Raw genomic sequence first — 12,310 nt, forward strand, 5'->3', positions numbered from 1 at the left:
GATGAAGAGTGGAATTTTCCGACTATTGCGTAGGTCACAATAATAGATTCATTTTATGAAGCACCCGGACGAGGGGATGAATAGTGGAATTTTCCGACTATTGCGTATAGAGCAATAATCAAAATCATTTTATGAAGCACTCCGGCGGGGGAGATGAATAGTGGAATTTTCTGATAAGGATTTTTTTGGGCACTCCTGTAATTTGAAAAGCTTGTATAATGTTTCCATACCTTATGAGTTTTGGTCTTATCTGAACCTTATTTCTCATAATTTCCATTTTTCCTAACTACTTCCTACTCCCTAAAAATTATGAGTAATTGGCTAGAACATAGTGTACAGATAGAGGTAGCTGCTCCAATTGATTTAGTGTGGAATCTCTGGTCTGATTTAGAACAAATGCCACAATGGATGAAGTGGATTGAATCTGTTGAAGTTCTTAAAGATAATCCAGACTTATCTAAGTGGAAATTAGCTAGTGGTAATTTTGAGTTTAGCTGGCTTTCTCGAATTCAGAAAATAGTTACTCATCAAATTATTCAGTGGGAGTCTGTGGATGGCTTACCCAACCGAGGCGCAATCCGTTTTTATGACCGTCATGGTAGTAGTATTGTGAAGTTAACTGTAGCCTATGGAGTTCCTGGGTGGTTAATTAAGATTATGGATAATTTATTTTTAGGCAGGATAGTAGAATCTACTTTGATGGCAGATATGGAAAGATTTCGCGATTATGCTGTTGCTTTTAAGAGTCGGCAAGAAAATAATGGGTAATTGATAACTAGCTATATTAAACAGATTCAAAATTTGTTAAATCTACATGATATGACCAAATAAATAAGGTCTCAAACCTTCCTTTTTAAAAGGATAGAAAAAAGAAAATTCTGCATTTCAAATCTCTAGCTGAAGCCAGATTTACTGATAACTGAAATGACAAGGTAATCTGATAAGTATTCGATATTTTGAATAAATGATTTATTGGGGATACACTCATCTAAATGAATCTTCAAAACTTGAAATTGTTGAAGTCAACCCAAAAGTTAAATAAGACAAAAAGAAAGAAAGATGAGATTATCGAACTATATAAGACCTTGGCAGAACATAAAATTTAGTTCAAAAAGTTTACCTGCACCTCAAATAGTAAAAGTTGCGCATGGAGTTGCCTCAACCACAACATCAGTCTGAAATGATTATGGATAATCTTCTGGTAAAGTTTGAATTGCAGAATAATGAGATTATTTTGATTAAAGCCGAAAAAAAAGGATTGGAAATTTTAATTTCAACTTTTGAGGAGATTTTTCAAAAGATAATAGGAGGATTTCATGCTCGAATAGGTGCTGAAAGGGAGGAAGTTCAAGAGTTACTTTTATTAATCAAAATAGCTTGAGAAATTTTAGATTTTCAAGAAAGTCAAACATTAACAGTTGAAATCTTAATTTCCCTAGAACAGCTAAGAATACTAACACAAATTTTAAACGAAGCTTGTCACGGCATTAAAATTTTGGATTTTGAAAATAAAATAGGAACAAGCAAGAATATTTTAAATTATTTTCTTGCGTTAAGTTTATGTTTATACGAATCAATCGAACAGTGAGGATTAAAAAGTATTTAAAATTCTACTAAATGCTGAAATAGAATTATTTTAGAGGGAAAATTAATGAAATACATTCTTTAATTTGATGAATTATCTGTATTTCAAAAAATTGGTTAAAAAACTTTTTTTGCGGTACTTCATAAACCTGAAATACACTGTAATTTCTAATTCCTCTTTCTCGATTTTTTACTACTTAGGGCTTGCTGATTAAATATCAAAGCATTGACTGATATTTGTTTCAGCCTTTTTATGCCCTGAAAAAGTGCAAGCTTTTCGGTCGCTCAAGCTCAAAAAGCTAGTATTTTGGGGCGATTATGGCAGAAAAATCTTGGGACAATAATTCCTTCTACCTCCTCTACAATTACCCTGACTCCTGTCTCCTGTCTCCTGTCTCCTGTCTCCTACCCCTACTAAAAGACTTTTGAGCGCAAACCCTACTTAAATTTTTCAAATTTTGTAGCTTATAAACTTGAAAACTGCTGTAACATTACCAGTCTATTTCTACAGAAAGGTTGATAGTCATTTTTTTCTCTCCAGGAGGAACTGCTGTAATACAAGCACAAATAATTTCACCATCATCAAGTTCTACTTCACAAGCATGACAAGAACCCATTAAGCAACCTGTAGGAATAGTTACTCCGGCACGTTCAGCTACTTCTAGAAGTGGTTCTCCTACCTCTGCATCAACAGTAATATTATCTGGCAAAAAAAGTATTTTCATATTTATATCAATCTGAAATGATTCGTAAAATAAACCCCTTTAATACTAGGGGTGATAAATTTTTGCTACAAATAGTTAGGCTATTACTTAGGAGTCAGGAGGTAGGAAGTAGTAGTAAGAATTGTCTGAGATATTTCCATCCTTGTCTACTCAAAATACTCAAAATTCGAGTTATAGTGAGTAAAAAGCTTGCACTTCTTTCGCAAAAGAAAAATAGTTTAGGCTTTATCTCTAAATGCTTTTAAAGTTAATCAGCAAGTCCTAATTATCATCTATATTAATTCTCAATTGCTCCAAGAGACTGTTTGTAAAATAAGTATTAAGAGACGTGGAGCAACTAAATTTTCAAGCTGGAATTAAGTTTAGAGATATAAATCAATCTACAGTTAGAAAGTATGAGTATTCATACTTCTAAAGTTATAGTGAATTTCTTTCTGACAAATAATTGTGTCTTCGCCTATTCCCTACTCCCTACTCCCTATTCTCTATTCCCTATTTCCTGATACATTCAATATCTAATATTTTGTGATTTTAGCTTTTGAGCTATTCCATAATTATCTGGCGATCGCCGGAGAATAGATATCTATAACCTTGACAATAATTTATTAGTTTCTAATGGATTATGGCTAAGTGATTTAGATTAATTTTAATTGTTAAATTTTATTTGAATATTGGTTTTAAATCTAGGTGATGATTCACTTGATCTGCGATTGAATCCAACATTACTTCTCGTTGTTCTCTATAATTAGCAATACCAGTCGGTAAACCGTCTAGTCCTCGTTTTTTACGCAAGATATTTAACCAAGAACGACGCCAAGGACCATTATCAAAAATTCCATGTAAATAGTTACCCCAGACAGACTGATAACTATTAACAAAACCCAAATCATAATCATTAAATAATGGCTTAACTATATCTGGTTTTGTTACTCTAGTTCTACCTTGATGAATTTCATAACCTATGACTGGTAAATTTCCTAAAGGATAATTAGCAATAAGTTGTCGCTGACGAGCAATTTTTTTAGGAGTAATTACAGTTCTTAAAGGTAGTAATTCTAATCCTTTATATTCCCCTTGTTTTCCTTCTAAACCTTGAGAGTCAACTAACACTTCACCAAGCATTTGAAAACCACCACAAATTCCCATTACTGTACCACCAGAAGCTTGATAATTTTTGATAGCTTCTGCCATGCCACTTTTTTGTAATACTAATAAATCGCTAATAGTAGTTTTAGAACCAGGTATGATTATGGCATCAGGATAACCTAAACTATCATTAGGATTAACATATTTAATTTTGACACTAGACTCTGCATCTAATGGTTCAAAATCAGTAAAATTAGAAATTCTTGGTAATCTAATAATGACGATTGTAATGTCAGTTTTAGATTTAGTAGAACGTTGTTCTAAAAGACTCAAAGAATCTTCAGCTGGAAAGGCTTCATCAATCCAAGGAATTACACCAACTACAGGAATATTAGTTCTTTTTTCTAACCACTCAATACCTGAATCTAACAGAGACCTCTGTCCTCTAAATTTGTTAATTATTATTCCTTTTATTAAATCTCTTTCTTCTGGTTCTAGTAGTTCTAATGTACCAATAACATGGGCAAAAGCACCCCCTCTGTCAATATCAACTACTAAAATTGTAGAGGCATTCAAATACTTAGCCACTCGCATATTGGTTAAATCTCGGTGCTTCAGATTTATTTCTGCAGGACTACCTGCTCCTTCACAAACTATAATGTCAAACTCTTGAGATAAAATTTCTAAAGATTCTTGGATAGCCTGCCAACCAATATTAAAATATTGCTGATAATAATCTACAGCTCCTACTGTACCTAATGCTTTTCCCTTAATAATAACTTGGGAAGTCATATCTCCTTGAGGTTTCAATAAAATTGGATTCATTTCTATTGCAGGAGTCACACCTGCCGCCCAAGCTTGTACTGCTTGAGCATGACCCATTTCTCCACCAGTAGATGTGACATAGGAGTTCAAAGCCATATTTTGTCCTTTGAAGGGAGCCACTCTCCAACCGCGACGTGATAAAATTCTACAGATGGCTGTAGTGATTATAGATTTCCCAGCATGAGAAGTAGTTCCCACCACCATAATTGCTTGCATAGCTTTTTTCAATCAGGAAGAATGAATCAGATAGGTATACTCCCTGGACTAAAGTCACGGGGATTAACTGTAGAGTTTCTGTCTCCAAAACCCTATTAAGCAATGGGATAAATTCTCATTAATCCATTCTTAATTAGGGAGTTGGGTTTAATTTTGTGGGACGTCCTAAAAACGCCGGTTTATACTTTACTGAGGTTTCAACCCATTATTGTCCTTAATTTTCAGATGATGTTGACTGGACAATTAGCATCCGAATTCAGTTGAGACTCTCACCGTTACATTTTATACAAAAAACTCCATCTCTAAATAGGAAGTCTAAACCAACGATCGATCAAATTATCAAGGCGATCGCCGATACCAGATTGAGGCCAGTTTCCCTTCCCAGCATATTTTTTAACTAACTGATGACCCAGGGGAGTAAGACGAAAACTATCTGTAATTCCTTGTCCATCAACTTCCCGCCTAAGTACGCCTACCTGGATTAGCCATAAAAGATAATTTTCAGCAGCTAATTCTGATACAACGGAACCTGTGTAGGAATTTTTCAAGCCAGCATCAGAGGCTATTGATTTTAATCCTACACTTTGAGAACTCATTGTTACAAACAACTTTAGATTAAATGGACTACAACACAGCGCTCTTTCCGCCCTTTTTTCAGTATGAGTAGGGTATTGGAGTGAAATTAAGTTTGGAGATTCTACGGAGGCCATATTAATTTTATATATCAATAAAATTTATATTTTCAAGTTAACAAAAATTATAGTTTAAGATCTCAAATCAAGGATTTTGAGTTTTTATCATATAAATGATATTTTTGATGTTATTTCAAACACAATAACAAATGACATTAGAATAAGCAACATGGGTTGAAACTTTATTTTTTCTAATCATGCACTCCAGAAAATAATTTGGAACAGATTTAAAATAGAACTTGCGCAGAAACCGGGTTGATCGACGAAATTTCCTGATTTGAACAACAATAATCAGGGCAATAAACCCGGTTTCTTGTTTAGGTGGGTAAGTCTTGTATAGTGTTACGCGTAAGTCAAAAATAAAAAATCAAAAGTTAAAAGTAATCTCTGACCGAGTTTCAGGACTTGCCAATGTCCACGCCCTAAATGCTTAGTGCAATAAAAGTAAAAAGTTTTTAAGTATCCCGCAATCTCTTAAAATAATAATCAAGAATATGTGGAAGTAAAGGGCGTGGACATTACTAAATGCTGTTTGCGGAGGATTTCTATAGGAAAAACTCAGTCAGAGATTACTTCTGTACGTCCCTAATCCGACGGCTACCCTATCTGACTTACGCGTAACGCTATAATAGGATTTCCATTAGCATTGCCTAGTAAAAATTTTTTTTTGCAGCAGTAGGTACGCTGAATACAACGTCCCGATAGCACTTTGTGACTTTTGTCTAAGTTTTAAGGAGAAAAAGCGAATCTATGGCATTATCTGTTGGCACTAAAGCGCCTGAATTCACGGTAAAAGATACTAACGGCAACACTGTTTCCTTATCTGATTTTGCTGGTAAAACAGTAGTTATGTATTTTTACCCTAAAGATGATACTCCTGGTTGCACCAAGGAAGCTCAAAGTTTCCGAGACAACTACGCTGAATATCAAGGCAAAGATATGGTTGTTCTTGGTGTAAGTATGGATGATGAAGTTTCCCACAAAGCTTTCACTGAGAAATATGGTTTACCATTCCAACTTTTGGCAGATGTTGATGGTACTATCACTAAAGCTTATGATGTTGAAGGTGGTGGATATTCTAAGCGTGTTACTTATATTATTGATGCTGAAGGAAATATTTCTCATGTTGATGACAAAGTGAAAACGGATAGCCACGCTAAAGATATTTTAGAAGTCATCGGCACAAAATAATGTTTTTCTAATTGTTTAGTATCCAAGAGATTTTTTCATTTTTAAGCTTGGTTACTTCGTAGAGGTTTGCTCTGAAACCTCTATTTTTTTATGGTGTTACTGATGCTTAGGTATGAATATATAGCAGAAATCTATAAACCTCCCAGATCAATTTAGTATTCATCATACATTTATTTAGCAATGGAATTTTTGACTACTTTATGTCTTTGGCAATAAGGAACATTCATATGTTTATTTCCGAATATTATTCTTCATTATGTCATATCATGTCCGGATAAGAGCGCGATAGAACTCCGTTCCGCTGACGCGATCAAAAAATTTTCTCCTTTTTATACTTTCTTTCTCCTCTCTTCCCTCCTTATTTATAACTATTCAACCGGACATAATATAAAACCTAATTTCTTGAATTTGAGCCTCAAACAAGATGCAAAATCTAAGAATTTCCAATCATAAATTACCATACAAACTTTTAGGACTTTGGGGAATAGGTGAAGAGCGAATAGGGAATAAAAATTTGATAATGCCAAAAACTTTGAAGCGATCGCGAAACAGAATGGGGTTTTATCCCTCAAACAATTTTAGTATTTTCGGCTATCGCCGACATGAAACGCTTCACGACTTTGCTTTGCGTAGCATTCCGAAACAAAGAAAAGGAAAAAACGGAGCTTTGCCTCAGCAATTTTATAGATTGGTATGTGCCATATTATAGTAGACATCTTCGGAAAAGAGGGAACAGGGAACACTTAACTGGGGACAGGAAGAAAGAATAGATAATTTCTGGATGAGAATTGATTTGATTTTTAATTTTCACCAGATGTCTAGTGCAGGATGACGGAAATAAGTGACCAGTGACAAAATCCTAAAAACCTTACTAATCAATACTTTTGACTTTTAACTTTTGACTTTTAACTTCCGCGTAGCGGCACTAGTGTCTTTGCCTAAGTCCTGATTATTTTTAGTTTTGAATTAATTAACCCCAACTCTCAGGAAATAGTGAATAGTTGGGGTCTGTTTTTTGACAAAATTAAATTTTACCCTCACGCTAACTAATGGCGTAGTCTCTTCGATAAAATTTTTGACTTTTAACTTTTGACTTTTGACTTTTAAATTGATTAGGCGATCGCCGACTCTTGAGTACGAGCAAAAATCATTCGACCGGCAGAAGTTTGTAAAGAACTTGTAACAATTACTCGCACTTCATCACCAACATATCCACTACCAGACTCTACAACAACCATCGTACCATCATCTAAATAACCAATACCTTGAGAAGGTTCCTTACCTTCCTTACGAATTTTGATTTCAATAGTATCACCAGGTAAATAAGTAGGGCGCATTGCCTGAGTCAAATCATTAATATTTAGTACAGGAACTTTTTGTAAACTAGCAACTTTAGACAAATTGTAGTCATTGGTTAGCAGAGTACCACTAATTTCCAGGGCAAAACGAACCAACTTAGCATCTACCGTAGAAATTTCTTCATAGTCTGCAAAATGGATTTGAATCTGAGAAGGGTAAACCTCTTTAAGCCTATTTAAGATGTCTAAACCTCGTCTACCTCTGACTCTTTTTTGATCGTTAGAAGCATCAGCAATAAGCTGTAACTCCTGTAAAACGAAGTGTGGTACAAGAATTTGACCCTCCAGAAAACCTGTTTCCAATAAATTTTCTATTCTGCCATCAATAATACAGCTAGTATCCAAAATCTTAGTAGTAGCAGGTTTGAGAGTTCCTTCTGCTACTAATACTGCATCTAGACTGTTAGGATTAATTAGCCGTAAAAAGCCACGACCATGAGTATCAGCAACGTTAACTCCTGTAAAGCCTAACATTACACTGCCTAAAACTGCTACAAGAGGTTTAATGAAACTAAACTCCTGGGGAATAGGCAGTAAAAACAGTGGCGCTAGCATTAAGTTGGCCACTAATAGTCCAATTACTAATCCTATCGCTCGCGTTAATAATAAGTCAACAGGCATTTGACTGACTTTTGCTTCCACTCGCCGATATGTAGTTTGAAATACCAATCCCACTACAAACCCAATCAAGGATGTGAAGGCAGATAATACTGAACGTAAACCTTCGATGTTTGTGACTTGTAGTAGTACATTGGGTGGGAGAAGTTCTATGCTATAGAATCCTATTCCTGCTCCAGCAAGTACAAATGAAATGATAATGATTGCGTCAAGCATTTTTTTAGTTTGTTTTATAGAAGATATGGATATTTTCCCCAGAGATACTCACCAATAATGATTGATAAGCATAATTTTTGGGCTGCTCAATGTTGCCTCTATTATATCTTTACAGTTCATTTGCCATTCTTTACGGTTCTCTTTTTATTAGGTTTTAACCTCATTGGAATTTGGTAACAATTCATAATGCGGTTTCCCCTTTGCAGTTACTCCTGAAGTACAAAATCTATCTTACAACTAAAACAATGTGATTATTTTTACCTGATTTGTAATTAAAATTTCGGGTTAATTACTGATTTTATTCATGATTACGGTCAAACACTTATACTAAATCGATTAAATAATGTTATAAATCAGCCACTCGAATTAGGGATTCGTGAGAAACTGGATTTAGCTAGATTAAGAACATTAAAATTTACCTAGCATCTACTGCCTAAGACTTATTTGTAGCAAATTTTTTTAATTACTATTACAGGGTTTTCACTTTAATGAAACACATAATTTCTACCATTAGCATCATTATAAGAGCATAGCTGCCTTGAAACCAGAATATGTGTAGTCGATCTAAATGAAAAATTATATAAGTGCTTTTTTTGACTTTTTACTTAAGTAATATTTCTACCCCCTCAAGAAATATTATTTTTCTGATTTACCCTACTACTACTCCTCATTAAATTCATAATTGTTTAAGATAGTTTTATAAATGATATAGTTTGTAACTTTGTTTAATAGTGAAAAGGCCAATCGGAAATTACTGCATTCCTAGTTCGGCTTATGTCCATATCCCTTTTTGCCGACGGCGATGCTATTACTGTGATTTTCCGATCTCTGTAGTGGGTGATGGTAAAAAAGGTGATAATTTTTCTCCAATTCAAGAATATGTGGAGGTAATTTGTGATGAAATAAACATTACAAAGTCTTTTTGTCAACCCTTAAAAACGATTTTCTTTGGCGGTGGTACTCCTTCCCTATTATCAGTGGGTCAATTAAGTCGGATTTTAGATACCCTAGAACAAAAATTGGGAATTGTGGCCAATGCTGAAATTTCTATAGAAATGGACCCCGGAACTTTTGACTTGGAACAGGTGCAAGGATATAAATCTCTAGGAGTAAATCGAGTCAGTCTGGGAGTACAAACATTTCAAGATGATTTATTGCAGCTTTGTGGGCGATCGCACAATGTCTCAGATATTTACAAAGCAGTAGACACATTGTATCAAGCAGGAATTATTAATTTCAGTATTGATTTAATTTCAGGACTGCCACACCAAACTTTAGAACAATGGCAAACTTCTTTAGAAACTGGAATAGCTATTTCCCCAAATCATATCTCCAGTTATGACCTTGTAGTAGAACCAGTTACAGCTTTTGGACGTTATTATCAACCAGGTTATGCTCCTTTGCCTACAGATGAAACAGCAGCCCAAATGTATCGAATGGCACAGCAGTTGATATCAATTTCAGGATATGAACATTATGAGATATCTAATTATGCCAAGCCTGGTTATCAGTGTATTCACAATAGAGTTTACTGGGAAAATCGACCTTATTATGGCTTTGGTATGGGTGCAGCAAGCTATTTAGAAGGGCAAAGATTTACCAGACCGCGCACGCGGAAGGAATATTATCAATGGGTGCTATCGTTTCAAGGTCATAGTATAGGAAATCAGGGTATTGATACATCAAATCAGGATTGTTTGTTAGAAACACTGATGTTAAGATTTCGCTTGACAGAAGGAGTGAATCTATTAACATTATCTCAGCAGTTTGGTCAAGAAACTGTAGAAAAATTATTAATCTATTTACAACCTTATCAAAAGTTAGGGTGGGTAGAATTTCTTAATGCAAAAGGTGTAGTAACCCCTTTCTCTAATAACCAAAAACTTCCGATAGAGGGATATTTGAGATTGACCGATCCTGAAGGTTTTTTGTTCTCTAATACTGTTTTATCAACGTTATTTAGCAAACTCAGTAATTCTATCAGTATGGAGTGCTAAATTATGAGTATTTTTACTGATAAAATACTAGGTTTACAGTGGACAACTTAAGTGAAATTAATTTTCTTCAACAAAAGTAATTAAAAATATACTTAAGCGATCCCTATGCGTTTATAATAATTTTATTGGCGCTCAAAGATATCAAGATTCAGTCGGGTTGCTAATCGGCAAACAAAAAATTTAGAGGGAATTTAAAGATTGTGACTATAGCACTAGATAGACTACCAAAACAACAGAGTCAAAAAATTCTTTGTTTCTATGTGAACACTACTCGCAAGATGCAGATTGCTAGAATTAGTAATGTTGAAAATCAATATTGGGAACGTGCAGTTTTCCCCGGAGAACGTTTCTTATTTGAAGCAGTTCCTGAAGCAGAATTAGAAATTCATCAAACTTTGGAAAATGGTGAAATTAGATGTGAACGTTTTTTGTGCAAAGATTTGAAAGTTGATGAGTAAGCAATAGTTGAAAATTTATCAAAATTAGTTTGATTTAGTATCTCATAATAGTTAGTGATTGATATTTTTTTTGAATCATCACTAACTATTTTTATAGGTCAACTATAGTTAAATTATAGGAATTCCCATACTGGTGAGGTACAAAATTTTAGGTTTGAGGGAACACTTAACTGGGAACAGGGAACAGAAAAGAAGAAAAAAACTGTACCTCATAACTTTGGGAATTGCTATATAAAATTCATAAGTATACTGAATAAAATTATATAGTCATTTCAGTTTAGACTGAGATAAGGGTTTCTTACTGTGAAAAAGTTTCAGCAGAAAAAAGTGTTTCATTCTTATTTTAAATGAGTATAAAATCTATATACATAGAGACTTTGATGGAAATATATTCACTACATAATTTAGTTGTCATAGCAAAGCATTAAAGCAATTATTAAATTGTAGATAAACTCATGGCGAGGTCTACTAAATTTGTAGCACTTTTGAGTATTTGATATATTTTCCTTGTATTGCAAAGGTTCGTAGTTTATTTTTTTATCAAAAATGATTAAGTTCCGTTATCCCCTTTCTCAAATTCGTGAGATACACAACTTTTGGATTTTAGGAAAAGAAAAATACTATATATTATGAATATGACAACCATTGTAGTTGGTAGCAGAATAAACTTTTAATTATACCAGTGGTGACAAATATTTGTTACAAATAGAAAATCTTATACAATTCACAAAAATAATGCAAGACCCTACTCAAGACTACAGTTATTAAGTACTAAGTAATACTATTTATCCATAAAGTTGCATTTAATATTAAAGATGAAAATAGTCATTCAAATAAGGTTTAATCGAAAGTTATTAAGCGTATTGTTACAGAGAAATAGTATAAGTAAGAGCAATTTTTTTAACGATTATAGGCGAAAATGGCAATTACTACTTATTCGGTAGAACCCTACTGCCTGCTCTTAAAAAGATGTACCAATACTTTTGAGATTTGCTATTAATTATAGCTGCTTTCTTTTGGTATAAACTTATTTATGTGATTGAACAATAACATCTGACATTTTTATACTTTTGTCTTGCTTCTGCCTTCTTCAGTACCCATAGCATTTTTAAAATTCTTTTTTCGTCCAAAGAAGTTGATAACTAATAGAAATTTCCAAAAATAAAAAGTAAAGTCAATTATTATCCATAAATTATCAATTCCTCCTCCCTATTCCCTGTTCCCAGTTAAGTGTTCCCTCTTTTCTGGAGATGTCTAATAGTTATAAAATTGGCGTTGCATAGTTGGGAGATGATAATTAAATTTGCACGCATCTGAAACTTTTGATTGATCGGGCTAAATTTT

Annotated in this window: 10 protein-coding genes; 6 read left to right on the forward strand and 4 right to left on the reverse strand. The window is 33.8% G+C overall.

All coding sequences use genetic code 11. The features are described from left to right. The first annotated feature begins 309 nt into the window (after positions 1-309). Positions 310-768, forward strand: a complete 459-nt coding sequence (locus ACP6PM_RS32070) for an SRPBCC family protein (protein WP_426590914.1) — start codon at positions 310-312, stop codon at positions 766-768. Positions 769-1,147: 379 nt separating this feature from the next. Further along, a complete protein-coding gene (locus ACP6PM_RS32075; RefSeq protein ID WP_426590915.1) occupies positions 1,148-1,381 on the forward strand; it encodes a hypothetical protein in 234 nt (77 codons plus the stop codon). 694 nt (positions 1,382-2,075) lie between these two features. On the opposite strand, the gene ACP6PM_RS32080 is transcribed toward ACP6PM_RS32075, so the two are convergent. The 3 genes from ACP6PM_RS32080 to ACP6PM_RS32090 all read right to left on the reverse strand — a co-directional run bounded on the left by ACP6PM_RS32080 (position 2,076) and on the right by ACP6PM_RS32090 (position 5,146). After that, the gene (locus ACP6PM_RS32080) at positions 2,076-2,309 is read right to left on the reverse strand and encodes a 2Fe-2S iron-sulfur cluster-binding protein (protein ID WP_293097277.1); all 234 of its coding nucleotides are present in this window, start codon (positions 2,307-2,309) and stop codon (positions 2,076-2,078) included. 660 nt (positions 2,310-2,969) lie between these two features. Further along, positions 2,970-4,436: a cobyric acid synthase CobQ gene (gene cobQ / locus ACP6PM_RS32085; protein WP_426590916.1), complete on the reverse strand. Its 1,467-nt coding sequence runs from the start codon at positions 4,434-4,436 to the stop codon at positions 2,970-2,972. 302 nt (positions 4,437-4,738) lie between these two features. Then, complete coding sequence (locus ACP6PM_RS32090) at positions 4,739-5,146, reverse strand: Npun_F0494 family protein (RefSeq protein ID WP_426590917.1); 408 nt, start codon at positions 5,144-5,146, stop codon at positions 4,739-4,741. Between the two features lie 732 nt (positions 5,147-5,878). On the opposite strand from ACP6PM_RS32090, the gene ACP6PM_RS32095 reads away from it, so the two are divergent. Together ACP6PM_RS32095 and ACP6PM_RS32100 are read left to right on the forward strand one after the other, a co-directional pair. After that, entirely contained in the window at positions 5,879-6,319 is a 441-nt protein-coding gene (locus tag ACP6PM_RS32095; RefSeq protein ID WP_426590918.1) for a peroxiredoxin, read from the forward strand. Positions 6,320-6,743: 424 nt separating this feature from the next. Next, complete coding sequence (locus ACP6PM_RS32100; RefSeq protein ID WP_426590919.1) at positions 6,744-7,028, forward strand: hypothetical protein; 285 nt, start codon at positions 6,744-6,746, stop codon at positions 7,026-7,028. 403 nt (positions 7,029-7,431) lie between these two features. Here ACP6PM_RS32100 and ACP6PM_RS32105 read toward each other — a convergent pair whose 3' ends face one another. Then, positions 7,432-8,511 (reverse strand): PIN/TRAM domain-containing protein, encoded by a 1,080-nt coding sequence (locus tag ACP6PM_RS32105; protein ID WP_426590920.1) that lies wholly within the window; start codon positions 8,509-8,511, stop codon positions 7,432-7,434. 731 nt (positions 8,512-9,242) lie between these two features. Here ACP6PM_RS32105 and hemW point away from each other — a divergent pair. Beyond that, positions 9,243-10,508 (forward strand): radical SAM family heme chaperone HemW, encoded by a 1,266-nt coding sequence (gene hemW / locus ACP6PM_RS32110; protein ID WP_426590921.1) that lies wholly within the window; start codon positions 9,243-9,245, stop codon positions 10,506-10,508. A gap of 200 nt (positions 10,509-10,708) precedes the next feature. Beyond that, positions 10,709-10,966 carry a DUF1830 domain-containing protein gene (locus tag ACP6PM_RS32115; RefSeq protein ID WP_426590922.1) on the forward strand — a complete coding sequence of 86 codons (258 nt, stop codon included), beginning with the start codon at positions 10,709-10,711 and terminating at the stop codon, positions 10,964-10,966. The last annotated feature ends 1,344 nt before the right edge of the window (positions 10,967-12,310 follow it).

This window comes from Dapis brunnea BLCC-M229 (assembly GCF_050015995.1).
GTDB lineage: Bacteria > Cyanobacteriota > Cyanobacteriia > Cyanobacteriales > Microcoleaceae > Trichodesmium.

Coding starts and splice junctions, on each gene's coding strand:
- ACP6PM_RS32070 (WP_426590914.1), top strand. CDS start 310: ATGAGTAATTGGCTAGAACATAGTGTACAGATAGAGGTAGCTGCTCCA.
- ACP6PM_RS32080 (WP_293097277.1), bottom strand. CDS start 2,309: ATGAAAATACTTTTTTTGCCAGATAATATTACTGTTGATGCAGAGGTA.
- ACP6PM_RS32095 (WP_426590918.1), top strand. CDS start 5,879: ATGGCATTATCTGTTGGCACTAAAGCGCCTGAATTCACGGTAAAAGAT.
- ACP6PM_RS32100 (WP_426590919.1), top strand. CDS start 6,744: ATGCAAAATCTAAGAATTTCCAATCATAAATTACCATACAAACTTTTA.
- ACP6PM_RS32105 (WP_426590920.1), bottom strand. CDS start 8,511: ATGCTTGACGCAATCATTATCATTTCATTTGTACTTGCTGGAGCAGGA.
- ACP6PM_RS32075 (WP_426590915.1), top strand. CDS start 1,148: ATGGAGTTGCCTCAACCACAACATCAGTCTGAAATGATTATGGATAAT.
- ACP6PM_RS32090 (WP_426590917.1), bottom strand. CDS start 5,146: ATGGCCTCCGTAGAATCTCCAAACTTAATTTCACTCCAATACCCTACT.
- cobQ (WP_426590916.1), bottom strand. CDS start 4,436: ATGCAAGCAATTATGGTGGTGGGAACTACTTCTCATGCTGGGAAATCT.